This is a genomic window from Abiotrophia sp. (assembly GCF_057275535.1).
Genome location: NZ_DBHIRJ010000004.1, coordinates 14,009 through 36,440, shown reverse-complemented (window position 1 = coordinate 36,440; position 22,432 = coordinate 14,009). Strand labels below are relative to the sequence as shown.

The 22,432-nt window shown below is 48.5% G+C and carries 22 protein-coding genes; 3 read left to right on the top strand and 19 right to left on the bottom strand.

The window, feature by feature from the left end; all coding sequences use genetic code 11:
• Nucleotides 1-729: a class II aldolase/adducin family protein gene (locus tag ACO53F_RS03890; protein WP_023391011.1), complete on the bottom strand. Its 729-nt coding sequence runs from the start codon at nt 727-729 to the stop codon at nt 1-3.
• A gap of 142 nt (nt 730-871) precedes the next feature.
• Between ACO53F_RS03890 and ACO53F_RS03885 the strand changes: the two genes are divergently transcribed.
• Nucleotides 872-1,630: a DeoR/GlpR family DNA-binding transcription regulator gene (locus ACO53F_RS03885; RefSeq protein WP_485137384.1), complete on the top strand. Its 759-nt coding sequence runs from the start codon at nt 872-874 to the stop codon at nt 1,628-1,630.
• A 211-nt stretch (nt 1,631-1,841) separates the two neighbouring features.
• Here ACO53F_RS03885 and ACO53F_RS03880 read toward each other — a convergent pair whose 3' ends face one another.
• Entirely contained in the window at nt 1,842-2,786 is a 945-nt protein-coding gene (locus ACO53F_RS03880; RefSeq protein WP_485137383.1) for a 2-keto-3-deoxygluconate permease, read from the bottom strand.
• A 38-nt stretch (nt 2,787-2,824) separates the two neighbouring features.
• The gene (locus ACO53F_RS03875; protein WP_485137382.1) at nt 2,825-3,574 is read right to left on the bottom strand and encodes an SDR family NAD(P)-dependent oxidoreductase; all 750 of its coding nucleotides are present in this window, start codon (nt 3,572-3,574) and stop codon (nt 2,825-2,827) included.
• 310 nt (nt 3,575-3,884) lie between these two features.
• Here ACO53F_RS03875 and ACO53F_RS03870 point away from each other — a divergent pair, with 310 nt between their 5' ends.
• Nucleotides 3,885-4,979, top strand: coding sequence for a glycerol dehydrogenase (locus ACO53F_RS03870; protein ID WP_485137381.1), 1,095 nt, complete (start codon nt 3,885-3,887; stop codon nt 4,977-4,979).
• A 49-nt stretch (nt 4,980-5,028) separates the two neighbouring features.
• Here ACO53F_RS03870 and nrdF read toward each other — a convergent pair whose 3' ends face one another.
• The 3 genes from nrdF to nrdI are packed head-to-tail and all read right to left on the bottom strand — an operon-like array spanning nt 5,029 to nt 8,620.
• Nucleotides 5,029-6,039 (bottom strand): class 1b ribonucleoside-diphosphate reductase subunit beta, encoded by a 1,011-nt coding sequence (gene nrdF, locus ACO53F_RS03865; RefSeq protein WP_180363301.1) that lies wholly within the window; start codon nt 6,037-6,039, stop codon nt 5,029-5,031.
• Nucleotides 6,040-6,051: 12 nt separating this feature from the next.
• Entirely contained in the window at nt 6,052-8,229 is a 2,178-nt protein-coding gene (gene nrdE, locus ACO53F_RS03860) for a class 1b ribonucleoside-diphosphate reductase subunit alpha (RefSeq protein ID WP_485137380.1), read from the bottom strand.
• Nucleotides 8,222-8,620 carry a class Ib ribonucleoside-diphosphate reductase assembly flavoprotein NrdI gene (gene nrdI / locus ACO53F_RS03855; RefSeq protein WP_485137379.1) on the bottom strand — a complete coding sequence of 133 codons (399 nt, stop codon included), beginning with the start codon at nt 8,618-8,620 and terminating at the stop codon, nt 8,222-8,224. Before nrdI ends, nrdE begins: the two co-directional genes overlap by 8 nt.
• Nucleotides 8,621-8,862: 242 nt before the next feature.
• Here nrdI and ACO53F_RS03850 point away from each other — a divergent pair, with 242 nt between their 5' ends.
• The gene (locus ACO53F_RS03850) at nt 8,863-9,330 is read left to right on the top strand and encodes a BlaI/MecI/CopY family transcriptional regulator (RefSeq protein WP_485137378.1); all 468 of its coding nucleotides are present in this window, start codon (nt 8,863-8,865) and stop codon (nt 9,328-9,330) included.
• A 48-nt stretch (nt 9,331-9,378) separates the two neighbouring features.
• Here the strand turns inward: ACO53F_RS03850 and ACO53F_RS03845 are convergent, their stop codons facing one another.
• The 13 genes from ACO53F_RS03845 to ytpR all read right to left on the bottom strand — a co-directional run bounded on the left by ACO53F_RS03845 (nt 9,379) and on the right by ytpR (nt 22,381).
• Complete coding sequence (locus ACO53F_RS03845) at nt 9,379-10,230, bottom strand: class A sortase (protein WP_485137377.1); 852 nt, start codon at nt 10,228-10,230, stop codon at nt 9,379-9,381.
• A gap of 73 nt (nt 10,231-10,303) precedes the next feature.
• A complete protein-coding gene (locus ACO53F_RS03840) occupies nt 10,304-11,257 on the bottom strand; it encodes a LacI family DNA-binding transcriptional regulator (RefSeq protein ID WP_485137376.1) in 954 nt (317 codons plus the stop codon).
• 159 nt (nt 11,258-11,416) lie between these two features.
• Nucleotides 11,417-11,815, bottom strand: a complete 399-nt coding sequence (locus ACO53F_RS03835; protein WP_485137375.1) for a PTS sugar transporter subunit IIA — start codon at nt 11,813-11,815, stop codon at nt 11,417-11,419.
• A gap of 121 nt (nt 11,816-11,936) precedes the next feature.
• Complete coding sequence (locus tag ACO53F_RS03830; RefSeq protein WP_023390998.1) at nt 11,937-12,143, bottom strand: hypothetical protein; 207 nt, start codon at nt 12,141-12,143, stop codon at nt 11,937-11,939.
• Between the two features lie 11 nt (nt 12,144-12,154).
• Complete coding sequence (dnaI, locus tag ACO53F_RS03825; RefSeq protein ID WP_485137374.1) at nt 12,155-13,093, bottom strand: primosomal protein DnaI; 939 nt, start codon at nt 13,091-13,093, stop codon at nt 12,155-12,157.
• 12 nt (nt 13,094-13,105) lie between these two features.
• Nucleotides 13,106-14,572, bottom strand: coding sequence for a DnaD domain protein (locus tag ACO53F_RS03820; protein ID WP_485137373.1), 1,467 nt, complete (start codon nt 14,570-14,572; stop codon nt 13,106-13,108).
• 39 nt (nt 14,573-14,611) lie between these two features.
• Entirely contained in the window at nt 14,612-15,088 is a 477-nt protein-coding gene (nrdR, locus tag ACO53F_RS03815) for a transcriptional regulator NrdR (RefSeq protein ID WP_023390995.1), read from the bottom strand.
• Between the two features lie 77 nt (nt 15,089-15,165).
• Entirely contained in the window at nt 15,166-15,753 is a 588-nt protein-coding gene (gene coaE, locus ACO53F_RS03810) for a dephospho-CoA kinase (protein WP_485137372.1), read from the bottom strand.
• A complete protein-coding gene (gene mutM / locus ACO53F_RS03805; RefSeq protein ID WP_485137371.1) occupies nt 15,746-16,624 on the bottom strand; it encodes a DNA-formamidopyrimidine glycosylase in 879 nt (292 codons plus the stop codon). The genes coaE and mutM overlap by 8 nt, the downstream gene beginning before the upstream one ends.
• A gap of 44 nt (nt 16,625-16,668) precedes the next feature.
• Complete coding sequence (gene polA / locus ACO53F_RS03800) at nt 16,669-19,311, bottom strand: DNA polymerase I (RefSeq protein ID WP_485137370.1); 2,643 nt, start codon at nt 19,309-19,311, stop codon at nt 16,669-16,671.
• Nucleotides 19,312-19,469: 158 nt separating this feature from the next.
• The gene (murC, locus tag ACO53F_RS03795) at nt 19,470-20,801 is read right to left on the bottom strand and encodes a UDP-N-acetylmuramate--L-alanine ligase (protein WP_485137369.1); all 1,332 of its coding nucleotides are present in this window, start codon (nt 20,799-20,801) and stop codon (nt 19,470-19,472) included.
• Nucleotides 20,802-20,837: 36 nt separating this feature from the next.
• Nucleotides 20,838-21,686, bottom strand: coding sequence for a hypothetical protein (locus ACO53F_RS03790; protein ID WP_485137368.1), 849 nt, complete (start codon nt 21,684-21,686; stop codon nt 20,838-20,840).
• A gap of 65 nt (nt 21,687-21,751) precedes the next feature.
• Nucleotides 21,752-22,381 carry a YtpR family tRNA-binding protein gene (ytpR, locus tag ACO53F_RS03785; protein WP_303765774.1) on the bottom strand — a complete coding sequence of 210 codons (630 nt, stop codon included), beginning with the start codon at nt 22,379-22,381 and terminating at the stop codon, nt 21,752-21,754.
• Nucleotides 22,382-22,432 lie beyond the last annotated feature (51 nt).

Genomic DNA, 22,432 nt, shown 5'->3' with positions numbered 1-22,432 from the left:
TTATTCCTCCAATTCTCTAACTGTTCCATCCGCATTGTATTTCTTATAGCCCGGATGGCGGCCGGTTACCTTATAGTTAGCCCGCATAGCGAAAAGTCGCTCTAGGGTTGGCCGGGCGATTTCGTCTTCTTCAATCCCCTTTGTTGAGATTAAGAGACGCGCATGGAAGGTAGACTTAGCAACCAGTTCTAGTGTTTCCATGCGGTAGTAAGCGGTGATGACGTCACTCCCTACTGTTAAAGCCCCATGGTTTTCTAAGAGCATGACATCATGTTCTGGTAGGTATGGGGTGATGGCATCTGGCACTTCCATAGTCGATGGCACCCCGAATGGTGTGATTGGAATAGAACCGATGACAATGGCTGATTCGATCAGTGAGTAGCTGTCTAGCGGAATGTGAGCCAAGGCAAAGGCTGTGGCAATTGGTGGATGGGCATGAACGACTGCTTTGACGTCGTCACGCTCTTGGTAGCAACGAATGTGCATCTTAATCTCACTTGATGGACGGTAGCCTTCATTGGCTTCCAAAATCTCACCTTGCAAATTAAGCTTGACTAGCTTCTCAGGTGTAATAAAGCTCTTGCTCATGCCAGTTGGGGTCGCGATAATCGTGTCGTCAGATAAGCGAACTGAGACATTCCCGTCGTTGGCGGCTACCCAACCTAGTTGCCACATTTTGTGGCACACGTCACAAATTTGGTCTCTGACCAAACGTTCTTCTTGATTCATACAATCATCCCTTTCTTTAAGATAATGATACCTCGTTGTAAAATCGCTTACAATAGATGAAAGCGCTATTGGTAAATGGTCAAAAATAATGCTATAATATAGTCAGAAGTGTTCAAATTTGTTCATCAAGGAGGGATAATGGATGGTTTCTTTTGAACGGATGAGCCGTATTATGGATATTCTCGGCAAAAAGAAAGTCATCTCCACCACGCAACTTGAGTCACTCGTCTACTGCTCCACTTCTACTCTCAGACGCGACTTGATTGCGCTCGAGCGCGACGGCAAGATTCTCCGCAGTCACGGGGAAGTTCGCCTAGCCAACAGCAACAACATTGAGTACACCTATTCTGCGCGTGCTCATGAGGAACAAAGAAGCAAGGAAATTATCGCCGATATTGCCTCTACCTTTATCACCGATAATCTCTCCATCTTCATCGACAGCTCTACCACTGCTGCCAGTCTCATTCCCTATCTATCCCCCCACCAGAATCTGCGCGTCATTACCAATGGGATTGAGGCGGCGCGCATACTCAACAACTTCGAAAATGTCACTCTCTTCCTATCGGGTGGCCATATCGACTTTGGTACCAACTCCGCCTTGGGTGACTTTGCCACCCAGTTCATCAATAACTTTCATGCCGACCTGGCCTTCTTCTCCTGCCGCGGGCTTGATCGCTACGCTGCCTACGAGGCCAACCACAATCAGGCTATGCTTAAACAGCAGATGATTGCTAATGCCGACAAGTCCATCTTGCTGGCTGACCACTCCAAGTTCAATACCAGCCACTATTTCAAGCTCAGTAACTACTCTGCTTTGGATTACATTGTGACTGACCAGCCCCCTATTGAGTCCTTCCAGGACACAGTTGGTCCCCACTGCGAAATCCTCTGGGGCTCCTAAAAAGTCAAAAAAGCGCGTCTCTATGGCGCGCTTTTTATCTTAGAAATAATTATTAAACTTAGTTTGTTTTTTCCTCATATTGAAAAGTCACTTTCCTCCACTTACTTATAAGTTAAAAGCGTCAACTTTCAAATTCAGACGACCACAAGGCAAGTCAGCCACTGAGCAAGTAACCCACTAAAAAAGGCCAGCATCTTCTGCTGGCCCTTTTTTAGATTGCTTTGCTGTCAATGCCCTTTTCCTGATTACGTTTGGCTACCCAAGCGGTCAAGAGTGGCGTTAAAATAGCCGTCACGATAACGGAGGCCGTAATTTGAGTTGTGGCGATTGACTCCAGTCCCTTAAAACTAGCATCCACAGCCGCCAAGGCTGCTGGGGTCGCAATGGCACTGGCTGCCGTACTAGAAATGGCTGCACCAGCAATCCCGGACCCGCCTGTAGACCGGTCCACCCAGATAGCAACTGCCCCGCCAAGCGCGGTGGTCAGAATCCCTAAGAGGATACCCGGCAGACCACCTTCAAGAATTTGGCCGAAGCTCATGTTGGCCCCCAAGCAGAAACCTACAATCATAATAATGGCAGGCACCCCATTGGATAGAGCTTTCTTCATAAAAGGAAAGGCATTCCCAAGGGCAATCCCTAGGACCAGGGGCAAGACCGTCCCGACCAAGTTCCAAATGGAAATATTAGCCAAGCCCGCTGAAGCTAAGGCCGCCATGGTCACCATCGGCCCGACACTAAGGGTAGTAATGCCCACTGCGCCGGCGTCAATTTCATTACCGTAGACATCGACAATGCCGGCATACATGGCATTATTGGCCACAGACATGGCCCCGATGATGGCGAGGGCTGACAGGCCCAAGAAATTATCGCCTAGGAGTTTGGCTACTAAGAGCCCTAGGACAACGGAGACGGTAATCTTGGATAGGATGATAGCTGCCCCGCGGCCTACCGCTTTAGGCGTATTTTTTAAGGAAATGGTCCCCCCAATGAAGAAGAGGAAGGCCCCGACTAGAGGCCCGGCCCCCTTAACAATTGGGGTGGTGAATCCCCCAATTTCTAGGACCTGTGGTAGCAGGCTGTTAATGGCACAGCCGATAAACATAGGGATAATAATAATGTCCCCAGGGATTTTGAATTTTTTGGCTTTTTGCATCTTGCTTGGCTCCCTTCAGATAGATGGACTTTTAGACATCAACCATCTAAGGTAATGCCGCCGTCGCAGTCGCCAATTTCCCCAGTGATGAAGCTTGCTAAATCGCTGGCGAAGAAGAGAATCATTTGGGCAATTTCAACCGGTTCGGCGCGCTTGCCTAGCGGAATCATGCTGATGACACGTTGGCTCTTTTCAGCGTCTTCAGATAGGACGGTCGTCATTTCAGTCCGGGTGAAGGATGGGCAAACTGCATTACAGTAGATACCGTATTTACCACCTTCCTTGGCAATTGCTTTGGTCAGCCCATTCAAGCCCGCCTTAGAAGAGGCATAGGCGGCCGTCCCTAAGAGGCCACCCCCTAATTTAGCGGCTACTGAGGAGACGTTGACAATACGACCCCCGCCCGCTTCCTTGAAATAAGGGAAAATCTGGCTGATAGTAGAGAAGCAACCGGTCAGATTAATCCGGATAGTACGTTCCCATTCCTCATAGCTTAATTGATCAAATGGCTTAGCAGAAATGACCCCAGCACAGTTGACTAGAATATCCACGCGTTCAGGTCTAGACAGAATACTTTGCATAGCGGTCTCAATGGCCTCATGGTCACTTAAATCCATGTGGACAAAATCAACGGCTGGACCAAATTCGGCAATGGTTGCCCGAGCTGCTACCTCATTGATATCGGCGATAATGACGGAACCACCGCCTTCGACAATACCGCGAACGACTTCTTTCCCGATCCCATTGGCACCACCTGTGACAATGGCTCTTTTACCTGTAAAGTCCATGTTATCAGATCCTTCTTTCTAGGTTTGTCATAGAATTCTATGCTTTAAGTATAGCACTCCTGTTATCAGATTGAAAGTCGATTATATAAAATATGGTATTTTATTGAATTTAAGAATATAGTTTATACTTAGATAGAGATTGCCTATACCTCAGTCATAAAAGGACCTTCCCCCGACAAAAATTAGAAAATTTGTGAACGAGGGACACAACACAAGATGAAAGGTCTTTCACTTGCTTCACAAGCCTTCCAGTGCTAGACTGAGGTTATAGTGGCCCAGCCACAAATCTAGAAAGAAAAGGTGATGTTTGATGGAAAAAGTATTTGCAAGTCCTTCTCGTTATGTCCAAGGTAAAGGCGTGCTCAAGTCTGGCTTAGACCATATTCTCGCTCTAGGTAAGCGCGCACTCCTACTAGCCGACTCGACTGTTTATGAAATTGCCGGCCGTCAGTTAGAAGAAGACCTCAAAGCTCACAGTGCCTTTGTTCACTACGAAGCCTTCCATGGGGAAGCTTCAGACGTGGAAATTGACCGCGTTAGCCAAGTAGGTCGTGACCTAGACATTCAAGTCATCCTTGGTTTAGGTGGTGGTAAGACCATTGATACCGCCAAAGCCATTGCTGACAAACTGCAGGTACCGGTGGCTATCTTGCCGACGGTCGCTTCGACTGATGCGCCTACTTCGGCTCTCTCTGTGATTTACTCAGAAGAAGGCGTCTTCGAACGTTACCTCTTCTACAGCAAGAACCCTGAACTAGTCCTAGTAGACACCCAAGTCATTGCCCAAGCACCTGTGCGCCTGCTAGCTTCTGGGATTGCCGATGCCCTAGCTACCTGGGTTGAAGGTCGTGCTGTCATTGAAGCATATGGCGCAACCATGGCCGGTGGCAGTCCAAGTATTGCAGCTGAAGCCATCGCCCGTTCCTGCGAAGCCACCCTCTTTGAAAATGGCCTCCAAGCGCTTGCTGCAGCCCATGCTAAGGTCGTGACGCCAGCCCTAGAAGCAGTGGTAGAAGCGAACACCTTACTGAGTGGGATTGGTTTTGAATCTTGTGGGCTGGCTGCTGCTCACGCTATCCACAATGGCTTTACTGCCTTGCATGGCGATATTCACAGTCTAACTCACGGGGAAAAGGTAGCCTATGGGACCCTGACCCAATTGGTATTGGAAAATCGTCCTAAAGAAGAATTAGACCGCTACATCCGCTTCTATCAAGCCTTGGGGCTCCCAACTACCTTGGAAGAAGTGAAATTAGCTGGTGTGGCCTATGAAGACCTAGTCAAAGTCGGCGCCCTAGCTACTCAAGATGGCGAAACCATTCATCAAATGGCCCAAAAATTCACGGCTAGCGATGTGGCCGATGCCCTTTTAGCCTTAGATGCCTATGTAAGAGAGAATTTCTAAGCCAATTAAGTCAAAAGAAAAAGCTAGGACCGCAGTCCTAGCTTTCTTTTTATAGCCATTTAGAATAGTCTTCGTCATCCATTGCTTCCACTTCACCCAAGAGGTAGCCGTTACCTACTTGTGAGAAGAAGTCATGGTTGGATGTTCCGGTCGAAATCCCGTTCATGACGATTGGATCAACATCTTCTGCTGTATCCGGGAAGAGTGGATCAAAACCTAAGTTTTGAAGCGCCTTATTGGCATTATAGCGAATGAAGACCTTAACTTTTTCAGTCCAACCTACTTGGTCATAGAGGGACTGGGTGTATTTGGCTTCATTTTGGTAGAGGTCCATACAGAGTTCATAGACCCACATCTTGAGTTCCGCTTGCTGATCTTCTGGCAATTCATTGTAGCCCAATTGGAATTTATAACCTGTATAGGTCCCGTGGACTGACTCGTCACGGATAATGAGCTTGATGATTTCTGCTACGTTGGCCAACTTGTTGTTACCTAAGTAATAAAGTGGCGTGAAGAAACCTGAGTAGAAGAGGAAGGTCTCTAACATGGTAGAGGCTGCCTTAATCTTGAGGCCATGGCCAGATTGGTAGATTTCGTTAATCTTCTTAGCCTTATACTGGAGCTGCTCGTTGGTGTTAGTCCATTCGAAGATCTCCTCGATTTCGGCCTTGGTATTTAAGGTAGAGAAGATGGTGGAGTAAGACTTAGCGTGAACAGATTCCATGAACTGGATATTGTTCCAGACCGCTTCTTCGTGTTGGGTCCGGACAAAATCCTTCATGAGCGCCGCCCCTTCTTCAGATTGAAGGGTATCCAGGAGGGTCAAGCCGCCGAAGGCTTTGGCCACTACGTCGCGCTCGGCCATGGACAAGGTCCGCCAGTCATCCAAGTCATTAGAAACCGGAATCCGGGTATCCAACCAGAATTGCTCGGTTAGTTTTTCCCAGGTTAACTTATCAATCATGTCTTCGACCTTGTTCCAGTCGATGGCCTTATAGTAAGCTACTGGCATGTTGTTCTTCTGGGAAAGAATTTGGTTAAAGTATTGTTTGTCTGTCATGTCTGACGCCTCCTAGATCGAGCAGCTTTCGCATTCGTTGCTGCCGACTTCGTCGTTATTTTCCGTAAAGGTCCGTACATAGTAGATGGACTTGATGCCCTTCTTCCAAGCATAGTGACGTAAGATGTTAAGGTCACGTGTCGTCATCTTATTGGTCCGGCCTTCTTTCCATTCATACATGCCTTCTGGCAATTCTGAACGCATGAAGAGGGTTAAGGACATGCCTTGGTCGATGTGTTTTTGGGCCGCCGCATAGACATCAATCACCTTACGCATATCGGTATCATAGGCAGATTTATAGTAAGGTAAGGTCTCGTTAGACAGCATTGGCGCTGGATAATAGGTCTTCCCTGTCTTCTTCTCTTGACGTTCTTCAATCAGACGCGTAATTGGGTGCAAGCTAGCACTGGTCTCGTTGACATAGGAGATAGAGCCGGTTGGGGCAATGGCTAGACGGTTTTGGTGGTAGAGGCCATGAGCCGCTACTGCTTCCTTGAGGGCACGCCAGTCATCTGCTGTTGGCAAGGCCACCTTACTCATGATAGCTGCCACTTTTTCAGAAGTTACTTGGAATGGTGCTTGGATATAAGCATCGAAGTACTCACCTGTCGCGTACTTAGAATTCTCGAAGTTGTCAAAACTCTTGCCACGTTCCTTAGCAATCTTGTTGCTAGCTACTAAGGTGTAGTAGTTGAGGGCATAGAAGTAGGCTTCAGTCAATTCAACTGATTCTGGTGAGCCATATTCCATTTGGTTGATGGCGAAGAGGGTATGCAAGCCCATGCCGCCCAAACCAATAGTATGGGCCAAATCATTGCCGTGCTTAACCGTTGGCACTGCTTCAATGTTAGAGTGGTCGGTGACATAGGTCAAGGCCCGAACCGCAGTCTCCACAGATGAGGCAAAGTCAGGCGATTCAATCATGTTTGGAATGTTAGTTGAACCCAAGTTACAGCTAATGTCGGTCCCTAGCACCTCAAACTCTTGACGGTTGTTAATATGGCTTGGCCGTTGAACTTGAAGGATTTCAGAACAGAGGTTGGACATGGTAATGGTCCCATCAATTGGGTTGGTCCGGTTAGCCGTGTCGATGTTGACGATATATGGGTAGCCCGATTCTTGTTGGAGCTTAGAAATCTCATTTTCCAAGTCACGTGCTGAAATCTTAGATTTGCGGATTTCAGGGTTGTTAACCAAGTTGTCGTATTCTTGCGTAATATCCACATAGGCAAATGGACGGCCATAGATGCGTTCCACATCGTATGGACTGAAGAGGTACATAGGCTCATCTTTGGCGGCTAATTCGTAGAATTTATCTGGTACCACGACCCCTAAAGACAGGGTCTTAACCCGCACCTTCTCATCCGCATTTTCCTTCTTGGTTGATAGGAAGGAGACAATATCTGGGTGGAAGACATTGAGGTAGACTGCCCCGGCTCCGTTACGTTGGCCTAATTGGTTGGAATAGCTAAAGCTATCTTCCAAGAGCTTCATCACCGGCACCACACCACTAGAGGCGTTCTCGATCTTCTTAATCGGGTCACCAGCAGCTCGTAGGTTGGACAGGTTAACCCCTACCCCACCACCAATTCGAGACAGTTGTAGGGCAGAGTTGATAGCCCGACCAATTGAGTTCATATCGTCAGAAATTTGAATTAAGAAGCAAGAAACCAACTCCCCACGGCGCTTACGCCCTGAGTTGAGGAAGGTTGGGGTTGCGGGTTGATAGCGTTGGCTGATCATTTCATCCCGCAAACGGACTGCTAATTCCTGGTCTCCGTCCGCTAAGAAGAGGGCACAAAAAGCAATACGGTCTTCATAGCGCTCTAAGTAGCGGGCCCCATCGTTGGTCCGTAAGGCATATTGGGTATAGAATTTGAAGGCAGACATGAAGGACTTGAAGCGGAACTTCATCTTATAGGTGCTAGAAATCAGCTCCTTAATGAACTCCATTGGGTATTTCTCAATGAATTCCCGTTCGATAAAGTCGTTATCTACCAAGTAGTTAATCTTCTCTTCCAAAGAATAGAAGAAGACCGTGTTAGGGTTAACGTGCTCTAGGAAATAAGCACGCACGGCTTCCCGGTCCTTGTTGAGAGGGATTTTACCATCAACGGGACGGTTTAATTCATTATTGAGTTTGAAGTAAGTGACTTCAGTCGGACGACTCTTTAAGACTGGTTTATCCAAGTTGTTCCACCTTCTCTTTCAATTTATTAACATCATTTTCGGACCCCTGAAATTCGAACAAGTGCAAGAGAGGCACTTGATAGTCTCGGGCCAAATCCTTGGCTGTAAAACCAAATAAGGTATTAAAATTGCGGTTACCACCACCGGCAACGCCCTTAAAATAATGGCGGTTATTGCCCACTTCAATAAATTCATTGACGATCTCGGTTGCTTCCTTCTCATAAGTCGGCACGACCACAATATAGGGTTCCTGGACTTCAGTGAAGACGGAGTCTGGAGTAATCTCCAACAAGGGATAGTCTAATTTATTGACAAACTTGCGGGTTTGACCTGTGATGGATAAGTAGACTACTAGCAATTTCAACACCTCCCTGAATAGATTTTTCAACATGTTCTATCTTACCATATTTGGGGCGAAAAACAAGCCTTAAGCCCCAACATTTAGTGCACGATTCCTCTAGACAACACAAGATGTAGTGGTGAAAAGCCTGTCTACCCTAGTTAAATCAGGCTAATTCAAGCCTAGCGATTTGGCCCAGCGCTATATCTTGTGCTCCTTGCTTGACAAGCCAATAACCACCCTCTAGACTAGTAGATGACAAGTGTAATTTATTTACGGAAAGGAGCCCGCCTATGACGGATACATTCACTCAAGCCAAGCTAGGTCATCCTCACATTAGTGAAGCTGAATGGCGCCTCATGCGTGTCGTTTGGACGCAACCTGGTATTACCAGCCGCCAGCTTATCGATACCCTGTCTGCCAGCACCGACTGGAAGGTGGGAACCATTAAGTCCCTACTCTCACGCTTAATCCAAAAGGGCTACCTAGATAAAGCCCAGGACACAAGCCCCTTCCAGTTTCATGCTACTATTAGTCAAGAAGAGGCTGCACTGGGTCGCCTTCAGGCTGCCTTAGACCCAATCTGCACAAAAACACGGGCCCACTATCTAGCCCACTTACTAGCCACTAACCCTCTCAGCCAATCTGACTGTCAGGCCTTAATTGCCCAGCTCCAAGAACAAGTCAAATCCGCTCCTCAAACAGTCGCATGCCAGTGCCCACCTGGTGCCTGCCAATGCCACCATCATCATTCTAGCTAGGATATAAGATAAGAAACCCCAGACATCCTGTCTGGGGTTTCTTATTGTTTAGTTATTAGTTGGAATGGTTTGTTTAGCTTCGAAGGCTTTGACCATTTCAGAAGTTGCTTCTTCAATCGGTTTAGTATCCACTAATTTAGCTTGTACCACTACCCGCATGGTTAGTGAAGAATCACAGGTCACCATGGTCAAAATTGGGTTGGCAGTTGGCTCAATCAAGTCAACTCGGCTTGGGTCTACTTCATCGATATAGTTGATTTCATATTTATAGACTTTATCCAAGTCTGTTAGGTAGACTGCTTGACCTACCTTGGCATGCATTAAAGGTTCAAACAACAATCCCTTGTGGATGGAGTGGTGACTGGCAATGGCGTAGTTAGATTCCCCCATCTTCTGATTAGGCATCAAGGTCCCTGCACCTAGGTACATACCTTCGTTAGTCACACCCTTGTAAATTGGCAAGTTCATGCCAACATCTGGCATGGCTACCCCACCGACTGTTGGTAGGTCCTTAGGATTAACGCCGCTAGAAATCACATCATATGGGTTTAGCGGTTTGATAACGCCAAAGTCATAGCTTACTTCCTTCTTCTCGTTAGACTCAATTTCAGCCCGCTTATCACGGTTTAATTCCGTCACAGCGTTGGTTTCTTGACCTTGACGCACTAAGTAGTTCTTAATTGGATCCAATAAGAAGAGTACCGCTGCTGCTAAGAAGAGCAGGACAGCTAGGAAAATCCGCCAAGAGAAGCCACCCTTACGCTTCTTCTTACCTTGTTTTTGCGGCTTCTCTTTCTTTACTTTTGCTTCTTTAGCTGGTTTTTCAGCCTTGGTCGGCTTCTTACCCCGCTTTTTCTCTTGACGCATGCGCTCTGTCCGCGTCAGCCGTTCTTCCGTCATATTCTATATCCCCCTCTAGGTACTTATCATTCTTAGTTTACCATGTCCCCGTCTAAATAGGTAGTAAAAGAACCTAGGCTCGTGTCGAACCTCGTTCCACCAAATCTGCTTCAAAGTAGCAGGCCCTTTCCTTGAGGCTTTCTCCCTCAATTAAGCGCATGAGCTGTTCCACACAGGCAATTCCCATGTCCAAGACTTTCTGCTTCACAGTCGTCAGCTGCGGGCTAGCAATCTGGTCTAAAAAGACCCCATCAAAGCCAATAACCCCAACATCGTCCGGCATGGTTCTGCCCAGTGACTTGAGCCCCCGCTGAATGCCTAAGGCAATGCGGTCTGAGGCACAGACGAAGCATGTGTTAGGTTCCAAATGTGCGTCCAGACGCTCAACCAATTCTGCTGCCGCAGTCGAGGAATTCCGAATGCGGTGAATTTGCGACGTGTGATCTGGATGTTGCGCCATAGCATCTTGATAGCCTTGCTCCCGTTGGCGTTCGAAGTATTCTGGTACGTCAATCCCAACAAAGATAATGTGGTCATAGCCTTTCTTAAAGGCATACTCAGTGGCCTTAAATTCAGCCTGCCGGTTATCTGAATCGACAAAGGGCACCCCGTAGGTATTCTCGCCGTAGAGAATCAAGGGCTTGTCAATTTTACGAATCCATTCATAGTCGGATTCTCGCATGCCCGTAATAATATAACCATCACTATTCCCTGTATCAATGGTATTCTCCGTCATGAGTTGGAGGGAGTATTGGTACTTATCTAAACCTTTGGCAATTCCAGATAAGAGGTTCATATAATAAGGTTCAGTCGCATCCATTTCTTCCAGAATTAAGACCTTAACAATTAGGGTCCGGTTCTGGGCTAGGGCCTTGGCCGCCATATTAGGTCGATAATTGAGTTCTTCCATGGCCTGATAGACCAATTGCTTGAGCTCATCCGTCACCAGTTGGGGGTGATTGATTACTCGAGAGACCGTCATTTTAGAGACATTAGCCTTCTTGGCCACGTCTTTCAGCGTTGCCATAATGTCCACTCCTCTCCATCGATTTGCCAGTGTATTCTTTCCTATTATACACTAAAATAACCTGCTCTTGCGACTAAAAGCAGGTATTTTTTTAGGAAATTACTTTGAATTTACTAGGAAATAAATTTAGAAGCTAAAAGCCGCGCATGATAAGGAAGCCTAGTTCCGCGCTTGCAAAACTCCCTTAAGCAGACCTTGGCGTCCTATGACCACTAAGTGATCCGCCAGGTCAGTCACTGAACTCGCTGTGGGAGCCTGATCAATGGCTTCTATAATCATGGCCAAATTCGTTCCTGCCAGAACAGCGACTTGTGGATGCCCCTGAGACAGCAGCATGCTAACATTAAAGGGGGTGCCCCCCTTAAAATCTGTTAGAATCAAGAGCCCTTTTTCCCCATCCGTCTCGACTCTAGCAGCGACTTGAGCTTGGTAGTCACTAAGGTTAGTGCCTTCCTCAAAAGGCAACCAGTCGATAAGCTCCTGGTCACCTACAATCATCCTACTGGCTTCCGCCATGCCTAAGGCGAAGCCCCCATGTCCTGTCACCAAGACCTTCATCTGACATCCACTCCTTGCTTTTTCTTACTTCTATTGTATGTAACGAGCGCCCATCCGACAAGCCCCTAATCATAAGAAAAAGCCTCGTTCCAATAGAACGAGGCTAATAGGATTGATTGGTTTAATCGCGAGGCTTAATATGTCGCAAATGGGTCAAGGCCAAAGCCAAGAAAAGGCTATTAACAATCATAGGAAAGGCTAAGACCGTTTGCTTTTCCTTGAAGTAGTAGGCTGCCAGGACGAATAGTTGGACAGCCAAGACGATGACCATGAGAAAACGAGTCATCCGATAACGCTTGATCAGTTCATTAGGTTCTGGTTGATTCATTCTATTACTCCTTATCCTTGCCGTTTGAGTTGGCGGCGGTTTGGCCCATCGAGGGTGATCTCACGAGCTAGGTAACGAACCCGCTCCATGATACGGCCTGCCTTGGCTAGGCTAATGCCTTTTTGATTATAGGTTAGGACTTCTTCATATTCTTTTAGAGAAAAGTTGGAAGTGAAGAAAGTCGGTAACGATTCCCGCATACGATATTCTAGAATAATGGCCAAGACTTCGTCTCGAACCCAGCCCGATGGATCAGACTCGGCGCCCATGTCATCTAGCATTAAGACATCCACCTGCTTGACCTTATCCAAGTTGGCTTGGGTGCTATTGTCCCGAATAGAAGCCCGCATATCAGAAGCAAAGGTTGGGAAGTGTAAGAAAGTCACCGTCGCCCCCTCTTCTTCCACCAAATGATTGGCTAAAGCCCCCAATAAATAGGTCTTGCCTACCCCGTAAGGGCCCGTAATGTAGAGACCCTGCGCTGATTTAGGGTCTTGGTGATAGGTCTGCATAAATTGCGTCACCGCATTAATTAAGGCCTGGCGTTCTGGCGAATCAATAATGTAATCAGCCAAATGAGCCTGGCGGACATCATCTGCCATCATGCGGTTATCCAAATTAGCGGCTTGGCGACGGGCCTTGAGGCTAGCTAAGTAATCGGTGGTTGGCTTGTAGCGGACATCAATAAAATTATGGTTAATGAATAATTCTGGCTGGTAGCCTGGGTTAGTCCCTGCCTGTCCTGCTTCAATCGCCCGACGTTCTAGGCGAAACTCATTGAGTTTTGAAAGGGAATTTTGAATCATTTCCCCACTTAATTCTGCTTGATGTTCTCGGAGGAAGGCTTGAATGGCTTCATCCTGGCGGACCAAGGCCACTGCCTGCTCATAAATTTCTTGCAGATGGGGCTGGTTCATAATCTGACGCATGACGTCTTGGATTGTCTCCATAAGATTCCTCCTCTAGTGGTCTAGCTCCTGGGCTGACCCTTTCTTAAATGGATTGACGAAGGTCTGGGTGGCTTGACTAGCAGCTGGGCTAGCCTCAGGCTTGGCTTGGCTTGATGCCTGACCTGAATCCTGGCCTTCTTGACGTTGCTTGGCTAACCATGAAGGCACCACTTCTTGGCGCTGATGGGGCCCGGCTCCCTTGTGAGTCCGACCATAAGGTCGTCCTGACTCCTGGCTATCCTTCTTGGCTTGGGCCTGGCGCTTGTCTTCGATATAGCGGAAGACTTGGTGGACTTCTTTAATCCCCTTTTGCTGCCACTCATCCAGTAATTTTTCAAAATTAGACTTGTAAAGGTGGTCGCGCCCTTCCATGACCAAGAGGTAATAGACTGCTAGGTTAACAATGGCAGGCGATAGTTTGACCTTTTCCAAGGCAGCTTCTAGGTTGTAGCCCTCTTGGTCACTCCGGATGCCACCCTTGGCCTGTTTGACTTGCTTGAGAAAGGCCAGCGGTGGCAAAATCTCCGCCGTAGCAATAATTTGTGCCTGATTCTTGCTATAGTGGCCTTGTTCCCGCAAGGTTTGGGCCCGGGCTTGAATCTGGTCTTTGAGCTGGCCCGCCTGGCTAGAAGCCGATTCCTTGCTGCTTAGGCTAGCCTTATAGCGCTTAGCCAAACTCGGTAATTGATCCATGGCAATTTGTTCCGTCTGGTCTTGGTAGGCCAATTTAATGACTGTCGCCACTTGCTCCTCGTCAAAGCCATAGACTTGATGGAGACTGGCCATTTGCTGGCGCAGTTCCCGCGTGAAGAGTCGGCTATTGACTTGGGCCGCTTCTAGTATATCCAGAACCTGACCATAACGGAAACTATCCTGACTCTCTTGGTCCAAGCTGGCTTCTGCTGGATTAGGGGCGGTCTGCTGACGGTAGGAGCCAGATAAAGCATCCTGGTTCTGAGCATCTTTGATAGCTTGGTCTGATGGATAGTCGAAGACCTGACTGAAGGACTGGGTCACTTCCACATATTCGCTAGCATCCATCTCTTCCCATTCAAAGCGGCGCATCAAGCGATAGAAGGCTTGATCCCCAATCTTATTCATCAGCAGAGCCGCATAAAGGGGGTGCTGCAAGAAGCTCCCCACCTCAAGTGGCGCTATGACTTCATAGGACACTAATTGAGTCTGGGCATTGCCCTGGACCTTCTTAGGTTGATAGGACTTGAGTAAGCCCAAGGCCTCCAAGTATCCGCGGGCTTGATTTAAGTCGGCCGGCGAAACTTGCAGTTGATCAATCAGACTAGCATGCATGACCGCTGGGCTCCAGGCCCCGTCCGCTCCCGCGTAATCCGTTAAAGACAGATAGAAGGCTAGCCCCACCGTGCCGATGACAGGCTGATAGCATTGGCGCAGGGTCACCTGCTGTAGCTGGGACAAGGGCGCTTGCTGCCGAACCCGAAAGGGCTGTAAGGGACTTAACATGGTGGGACCTCCTTTCTAAATTTGACTTGAGTCAAGTCATTATTTCTTATCGTTTTTCTCACTTAAACGATCTTGTAGGGCTTGGAGTTCTTTTAAGAAACTCTCACGCGAGTGAAATTGGCGATAGACACTGGCAAAGCGAATATAGGCCACTTCATCTAATTCCATCAAGAGCGGAATCACAAATTCTCCAATTTGTTCTGATTCAATTTCCTGGTCAGTGATTTCGCGAATCTTGTTTTCTACTTGTTGGGCCAATGCCTGCATTTGTTCCATGGTAATGGGCCGTTTTTCAGCTGAACGCACAATGCCGCGCAGTAGCTTCTCTTGGCTGAATTCTTCTCGGGTACCGTCACGCTTAATGACTAGCAAAGGAATCTGTTCAATACGTTCATAGGTAGAGAAACGATGTTTGCAGTTGAGGCATTCCCGCCGCCGCCGGATTGCCGCCCCACCATCAGCAGGCCGGGAGTCATTAACTTTGGAGTTTTGGTGATGGCATTTTGGACATTCCATAGGGTTCCCTCCTTATCTTCTGGCGCCAGAGGGCGCTTTTCCTTTCTATTATAACGAATTCTTGTCAGAGGAACAAGCTAGAGACGGCTTAAAGCCTGATCTACCTGGGCAAAGGTCGCCGCTAAGGTTCCCTGATTATCAATGACTAGATCTGCCCGCTGACGCTTGGCTTCAATAGATGCTTGGCTAGCAATGGCTGCCTCCGCTTGGTCCTGGCTCCAGCCATTACGGGCCATTAGCCGTTCAACTTGCAAGTCATGGGGCAGATAAACCACCCAGACCTGATCCATTTTTTGGTCATAGCCTGTCTCATAGAGTAAGGGAATATCGAAAAAGGCAAGCTGTGCTCCCGCCTGGGCCAGACGCTGACTCTCCGCCTCCAAGGCCTCATAAATGAGTGGATGCAAAAGCTGATCCACCTCCTGGCGCAACCGGGCATCTCCGAAGAGACGCTGACCAAAGACTTGGCGGTTAAGGGCACCTGACTCATCCAGAATTCCCCTACCAAATCGCGCCACCAAACGCTCCAGGCCCTCTTGGCCAGGTTCCACTAGCTGACGGGCAATTACATCCGCATCAATCAATGGATAGGTAAGTTCCTTTAAATAGTTAGATACAGTGGATTTACCCGTGGCAATCCCCCCTGTTAAACCAATTCTAAGCATGGCCTTTCCCTCCTAGCGGATGCTTGAGGCGAGAGGATTGACAATGCGGACAGAAATGGGTCCCTCGCCCACCTAATTGAACCTTATGGATCAGGCGACCACAACGTTCACAGGGCTCATCTACTCGGCCATAGACAGCCAAGGACTCCTGATAGGTTCCCGCGGCTCCCAAGGAATTGCGATAGGTCCGAATGGTAGAACCACCCGCCTGCACAGCCGCCGCCAAAATCTCAATAATAGTGGCATGCAGGCGTTTGACCTCATGGACAGTAAGGTCGCAGGCCGGTCTTTGCGGATGAATCCGCGCCTTAAAGCAGACTTCATCTACATAAATATTGCCTAAACCAGCCACCAAGGTCTGGTCCAGCAAGAGGGGCTTAAGCGCCCGTTTAGAAGACGCTAACTGAGCTCGAAAATGGGATAAGTCAAAGGTTTCCTGGGTGGGCTCAGGTCCTAACTTCTTGCTGGCAAAATAGCTTTCTAATTGGTCCTTAGCCATATAAGAGAAACGTCCAAACTTGCGGACATCTTCATAATGGAAGTGGCTACCGTCCTTAAAAGTCATGATTAGATGCACATGCTTGGGCTTGGTCTTAGGCTCCTGACCTGGTGGGTAGACATGGCACTTACCTTCCATTCGCAAATGAAAAACTAGCACCTGAGAACCAAAATCCAGCCATAAGTACTTGCCCCGCCGCCCCACCGCTTGGATGGTCTGGCCACACAAGTAGTCTTGCCACTGAGCCAATGTCTCTTGGGGCTTTAAGTCAATTAGCTTAGGCCAGAAAACTTGAACCTCCGCAATGGTCTTGCCCTCAATCAGACTAGTCAGGCCACGCCGTACCGTTTCTACTTCGGGTAATTCTGGCATAAGTCACTTCCTTTCTAGGTCGGGCTCGCTAAGGAGCCTGAACCTTATTTTAATTGATACCAGTTGTTGCCACTGGCTGCTTCTACCTTGAGTGGTACTGATAGGCTAACAGCGCCCTCCATAACTTCCGGCACCAAGTCTTCTAAAATGGTGATTTCTTCTTGAGGTGCTTCTAAAATCAACTCATCGTGCACCTGTAAGAGCAGACGAGCCTGGAGGCCGCGTTGACGAATGGCCTGATCTAAGGCCACCATGGCTACCTTAATAATATCGGCAGCCGTCCCTTGAATTGGCGTATTCATAGCCGTCCGCTCTGCAAAGGAACGCAAGTTAAAGTTGCTGGAATAGATATCCGGTAAGGCACGTCGCCGACCCCACAAGGTGCTGACATAGCCGTCTTTCTTGGCTTGAGCCACAACTTGCTGCATAAAGGTTGAGATGCCTGGATATTCGGCCAAGTAGCGGTCGATAAAGGCCTTGGCTTCCTTACGCGGCATGTCCAAGTTCTGGGACAGGCCGTAGTCACTAATACCATAGACAATCCCAAAGTTAACCGCCTTGGCTTGGCGTCGCATGTCACTGTCCACCACCGCATCATCCGAAAGGCCAAAGACCCGTCGTGCGGTCGCCGCATGGATGTCTTGCCCCTCCAAGAAGGCCTGTTTCATATGAGGATCACCTGAAATATGTGCCAGCACCCGCAACTCGATTTGCGAATAGTCGGCACCAAAGAGTTGCCAGCCTGGTTCAGACGGCACAAAGGCCTGACGAATCTTGCGACCTTCTTCCATCCGAATGGGGATATTCTGCAAGTTAGGATCCGCACTGGATAAGCGACCGGTCTGGGTCAGGGTTTGGACGAAGCGGGTGTGAATCTTGCCATCGGCTTGAATAAACTTAGGTAAACCAGCCAAATAGGTTCCCTGAAGCTTAGCTAGCTGGCGATAGGTCAGTAGAGCTGCCACAATGGGATGGGCATCCTTGAGTTTTTCTAGGACATCGGCTGCCGTCGAGTAGCCAGTCTTGGTCTTCTTAATGACCGGCAAGCCTAGGCGTTCGAAGAGGATTTCACCCAATTGTTTAGGCGAATTAGGATTGAAGGCTTGTCCTGCTAATGCTTGAATTTCGGCCTCTAATTCTTCTAAACGTGCTAAGAGCAAGTCATTCATCTGATCCAGTGTGGCCACATCGACCGCTACCCCTCTTTTCTCCATGTCCGTCAAGACTTGAGCTAGGGGGAATTCCATGTCTTGGTAGAGCTGAGTCATGCCCAGATCATCTAGCTGTTGGGTCAAGGGGGCTACGGCCTGGTCCAAAAGTGAAACCTTGTCGGCCAAGTGTTGGGCCAAACGCTCATTTTCTGGCAGAGCTTGTTTAACACCCTTGCCATAGACTACTTCATCCAGCTGGACTTGGATGCCCAAGTCTAGATAGGTGGCCAGGCTAGTCAGATCCTTAATCTTCTCGACATCAACCAAATAAGCCGCCAAGCCCACATCGAAGGTCACACCCGCCAGTGTCAGTCCTTGATGGTCCAACAAGATGCTGTCTCGCTTGAGGTCTGCGCTGATTTTAGGAAGAGACCCATCTTCTAGCCATTTTCTGAAGGCTGAGCTAGCAAAGGCAACTTGGCCACTTGTGGCATAAGCCTGGTCGCCTTGGGTCCATGCTACCGCCAGGACTGGCGCAAAATGATAATTCTCGCTGAGCGTCTCCAGATAGAAGGCACCAGCTGCCTTGACATGGTCATCTTCAATTGACTCCAACCAGGTCACGGGATAGCGAGTGGTCTCTTGACTAGCGACGACTTCCGCCCCTTGATGCAGTTGGGCTAGGAAGCTACGGAAATCCATTTGGACATAAAATTCACTTAACTGAGCTAGGTCACGCTGTCCTAGTTGGCAATCGTCGAGGGTGATTTCTAGTGGCGCATCCTGGACAATGCGAGCTAGTGACTTGCTGAGGCGGGCATTGGCTTCGTCCCGAATAATGTTTTCCTTCATCTTGGAAGGCTTGAGTTGATCCAAACCTTGATAGAGGCCTTCGACCGTTCCAAATTGATGGAGCAACTTGAGGGCGGTCTTCTCCCCTACCCGTTCAATGCCCGGATAATTATCCGAGCTATCGCCCATTAGACCCTTGAGGTCGATAATCTGTTGGGGCGTCAGCTGGTACTTATCCCAAATGCTGGCAGGCGTGTAAGGCTCTAGCTCACTTACGCCTTTTTTGGTGATATAGACTGTCACCTGGTCGCTGGCTAATTGGGTCAAGTCCTTATCCCCCGACACAATCATGACCTGGTCGTCTGGGTCTGCCGCCTTAGCTAAGGTACCTAAAATATCGTCCGCTTCGTAGTGGAGTAATTCGTAGTACTTAATGCCATAGGCATCCAAGAGCACCCGGAAATAGGGTAGCTGTTCGCGGAACTCGCCCGGTGTTTTTTGGCGTCCTGCCTTATATTCTGGGTATTGTTCCGTCCGGAAGGTATGACCTGATTTGTCGAAAGCCACCAAGACATGGGTAGGCTTAAATTGGTCTAAAACCCCATCCAGCATGCGGTTAAAGCTAAACAAGGCATTGGTATGTAAACCTGCCTTATTCTTAAATCGTTCAATATCCAAAATGGAGAAGAAGGCCCGATAGGCCAAACTACTTCCATCAATCAGTAAAATTTTGCGCTGGGTCATGGGGCGCCTCCTTAAGTGTTAATGATAAGCTCCTAGACTCTAATAGCCAGAAGCAAAGTAAATCAGCCAATCCAGCAGCATCCCTTAGGACAAGCCGCTAAGAATGGCTGATCGTGATGACTTGTATTAAGTGTTAGGTCTTAGCCGCCAAATCAGTCTTAGAGGACATTTGGATGTAGGCGGGCATATTCTTTTTCAAAGCGTTGGGCAATCTTATCTACGTCACCTGCGCCCATAAATACAATGACATCGTCCTTGTATTGCATAAGCGGAGACAGGTGCTCGCTAGAAATAATCTCCACCTCTTGGTCAATTAAGGCCGCCAAGTCTTGGATGGTGACTTCCCCACTTTGCTCACGGGCAGAGTTGAAGATGTCGCAGAGATAGACTTGGTCTGCTAGGTTAAGTGCTTCAGCAAATTCATTGAGCAGGGCCACTGTCCGGCTAAAGGTATGAGGTTGGAAGACCGCGATACAGCGTTTGTCTGGATAGCGTTGCTTGGTTGCATCAATGGTCGCCTTGATTTCGCTTGGGTGGTGGGCATAATCGTCAATGATGGTTAAATCCCCCACTGTCTTAACGCTGAAACGACGTTTGACACCAGTGAAGGTCGCTAGGTTTTGGGCAATGGCATCTGCCGGAAAACCTTCCAAGGTCAAGACCGTAATGACCGCCAAGGCGTTCAAGATATTGTGCTTACCATAGGTCGGCACATGGAAACGTCCTAAGAACTTGCCTTCAAAGGTCACATCGAAGGAAGACCCATCTTGAGCCCGTTCAACATTGGTTGCATAGACAGTTGAATTGCTGTCAAAGCCATAGTAGTAGACAGGGACTGGCGCTTTTAATTGGCGTAGATAAGCATCCTCCCCACAGGCAATTACAGCTTTCGTGGTTTGGCCCGCAAAACTAGTGAAGGCTGAGAAGACATCATCAATAGAAGTGAAATAATCAGGATGGTCAAAATCCACGTTGGTAATAATAGCATAATCTGGTGCATAGGACAGGAAGTGGCGGCGATACTCGCAGGCTTCTAGACCAAAGTACTTGGCAGATTCCTGACCATAACCGGTCCCGTCCCCAATCAAGTAAGATAGAGGGGCTAAGTGCTTGAGGGTATGCGCCAAAAGACCTGTGGTTGAGGTCTTACCATGGCAGCCCGAAACAGCAATGCTAGTATAACCCTTAATCAATTTACCTAAGAAATGGTGGTAGCGGTAGATTGGCAAGCCCAATTCGCGCGCCCGTACCAATTCTTCATGGTCATCGCCGAAGGCATTGCCTGCAATAATGGTCAGGCCAGGTTGAATATTGTCAGCCGAGAATTCCATCATAGGCACACCCGCAGCTTCTAAGCCTTGTTGGGTGAAGAAGTACTTCCCTACGTCACTCCCCTGTACCTTATAGCCTTCTCCTACCAGGATAAGCGCGAGAGCACTCATGCCTGAACCTTTGATTCCCACAAAATGATAGGTTGTTGCTTTGTCCATAATCAACCTACACACGTCCTTTCACTCAATTAATTTCTAGTCTTCAAATAATAAATAACTGTCCTTGTCTTTACGCATACGGGCCAAAATCTCACGAGAGACCCCGACTTCCGTCACAGCTTGCGATTGCGGTGGCTGATAAGGTTTAGGTAGTTCCTTAGGTTGGAAACGTTCTGCCCTTGCCTGTCTTGCCACTTCCTGGCTATCTCGCCCATTCTCTAAAATAGACTGGAACTTAGCCTGGGCATCCGAGACTTGACGTTGGCTGCTGGCCTCATGATGCTCCCGCTCTCTTTGGGCGCTAGCTTGCCAAGCTTGGCGTGATTGCTGAGAAGTCGGCGCTTCTAAAAATTCATCCAGAACCTGGCGGTCTTGCTGTCGACGGCTAGCTTGGCCTGGCTTGGGCCAGTCATTTTGAGGTCGCCGCTCGGCTGGTGCTACGTGGGCACGATCCAAACGGTCAGAATGGGTTTGTGGCAATCTTAGCTCCTCACCCGGTCGATAGCTAGGCGCGGGACTTTCCTCTTCGATTGGCTCTGACATCATGCGTTCCCGCACCAAATCGGAATTGAAGCGCTGGTTTGGATTGCTGTTGCGGCGCTCACGGTAGGCTACCCGATAGTCAGCCTCTTCCAATGGCTCCTCTGTCGTAGCTGGCGGTGGTGTCTGACTGGCATCAATCATCTTTTGCGGTTGATCCCGCCAAGGTTGCTCGTGATGATAGACAGGACGATGGCCCCGGCTGGTCTCTTGCTTTTCTTCTAGCGCAGACTTGAATTTGTAAGGGGCGCCCTTGCTTGAAGGCGATTGGGATTCCCGGTTAAAACGTCGGTTGTCGTAATTTACATTCCGCTTCTGGTAAGCGGGTCCTTGGTAGTCCTTCATAAGCCACCGTCCTTTCATCTTCTGGTCTTGCTTGATGCTGCTAGTTTGATCACCTAAATGGCTAACTAGCCTTGATAGTGGGCGATGACTTGCTCAAGTGGTGTACCGACTGCTAAGTCATCTTTCAATACCCAGATACCTGGTTTATTTTCAATGGCATCCAAACCTAGTTCGCGTGTAGAACAAATCATACCATTGCTGTCAACGCCACGTAATTGGCCTGGCCAAATGATTAAGCCATCTGGCATAACGGCACCTGGTTGAGCCACTAAGACCTTTTGGCCGGCTTCAATATTGGCTGCCCCACAGACGATTTGTAGGACAGTGTCAGCCGCTACACGTGTTTGCGTAATATGTAAGTGGTCACTATCTGGGTGGTCAACACATTCTTCCACATAACCAACGACCAAGCGTGGTGAAGCATCAAAGCTAACCGCTTGATCGAAGCCCGCCGCTTGAATACGGGCATTGACTTGAGCCACTTGCTCGGCAGTCAAGGTCACAGGACCCTCTCCAGTTAAGTTCAAGTCAGCCACTCCGAAGAGGTTATAGCCCACAATGGCTTGAGATTGATGATGGCGCAGGGCGGTTACCTGACCTTTGCTATCTGGGTCAATCTCGTGTGAAGAAACGGGACCACTAGTGAGAAGGAGCACGTCACCGACGCCTCCAGGATTATAGAATGCTAACCACATATGATTTCTTGTCTTCCTTTCGTCTACTTGTCTGAAATTTCTAGTTTGTTT

Coding starts and splice junctions, on each gene's coding strand:
- ACO53F_RS03890 (WP_023391011.1), bottom strand. CDS start 729: ATGAATCAAGAAGAACGTTTGGTCAGAGACCAAATTTGTGACGTGTGC.
- ACO53F_RS03885 (WP_485137384.1), top strand. CDS start 872: ATGGTTTCTTTTGAACGGATGAGCCGTATTATGGATATTCTCGGCAAA.
- ACO53F_RS03880 (WP_485137383.1), bottom strand. CDS start 2,786: ATGCAAAAAGCCAAAAAATTCAAAATCCCTGGGGACATTATTATTATC.
- ACO53F_RS03875 (WP_485137382.1), bottom strand. CDS start 3,574: ATGGACTTTACAGGTAAAAGAGCCATTGTCACAGGTGGTGCCAATGGG.
- ACO53F_RS03870 (WP_485137381.1), top strand. CDS start 3,885: ATGGAAAAAGTATTTGCAAGTCCTTCTCGTTATGTCCAAGGTAAAGGC.
- nrdF (WP_180363301.1), bottom strand. CDS start 6,039: ATGACAGACAAACAATACTTTAACCAAATTCTTTCCCAGAAGAACAAC.
- nrdI (WP_485137379.1), bottom strand. CDS start 8,620: ATGTTGAAAAATCTATTCAGGGAGGTGTTGAAATTGCTAGTAGTCTAC.
- ACO53F_RS03850 (WP_485137378.1), top strand. CDS start 8,863: ATGACGGATACATTCACTCAAGCCAAGCTAGGTCATCCTCACATTAGT.
- ACO53F_RS03845 (WP_485137377.1), bottom strand. CDS start 10,230: ATGACGGAAGAACGGCTGACGCGGACAGAGCGCATGCGTCAAGAGAAA.
- ACO53F_RS03840 (WP_485137376.1), bottom strand. CDS start 11,257: ATGGCAACGCTGAAAGACGTGGCCAAGAAGGCTAATGTCTCTAAAATG.
- ACO53F_RS03835 (WP_485137375.1), bottom strand. CDS start 11,815: ATGAAGGTCTTGGTGACAGGACATGGGGGCTTCGCCTTAGGCATGGCG.
- ACO53F_RS03830 (WP_023390998.1), bottom strand. CDS start 12,143: ATGAATCAACCAGAACCTAATGAACTGATCAAGCGTTATCGGATGACT.
- dnaI (WP_485137374.1), bottom strand. CDS start 13,093: ATGGAGACAATCCAAGACGTCATGCGTCAGATTATGAACCAGCCCCAT.
- ACO53F_RS03820 (WP_485137373.1), bottom strand. CDS start 14,572: ATGTTAAGTCCCTTACAGCCCTTTCGGGTTCGGCAGCAAGCGCCCTTG.
- nrdR (WP_023390995.1), bottom strand. CDS start 15,088: ATGGAATGTCCAAAATGCCATCACCAAAACTCCAAAGTTAATGACTCC.
- coaE (WP_485137372.1), bottom strand. CDS start 15,753: ATGCTTAGAATTGGTTTAACAGGGGGGATTGCCACGGGTAAATCCACT.
- mutM (WP_485137371.1), bottom strand. CDS start 16,624: ATGCCAGAATTACCCGAAGTAGAAACGGTACGGCGTGGCCTGACTAGT.
- polA (WP_485137370.1), bottom strand. CDS start 19,311: ATGACCCAGCGCAAAATTTTACTGATTGATGGAAGTAGTTTGGCCTAT.
- murC (WP_485137369.1), bottom strand. CDS start 20,801: ATGGACAAAGCAACAACCTATCATTTTGTGGGAATCAAAGGTTCAGGC.
- ACO53F_RS03790 (WP_485137368.1), bottom strand. CDS start 21,686: ATGAAGGACTACCAAGGACCCGCTTACCAGAAGCGGAATGTAAATTAC.
- ytpR (WP_303765774.1), bottom strand. CDS start 22,381: ATGTGGTTAGCATTCTATAATCCTGGAGGCGTCGGTGACGTGCTCCTT.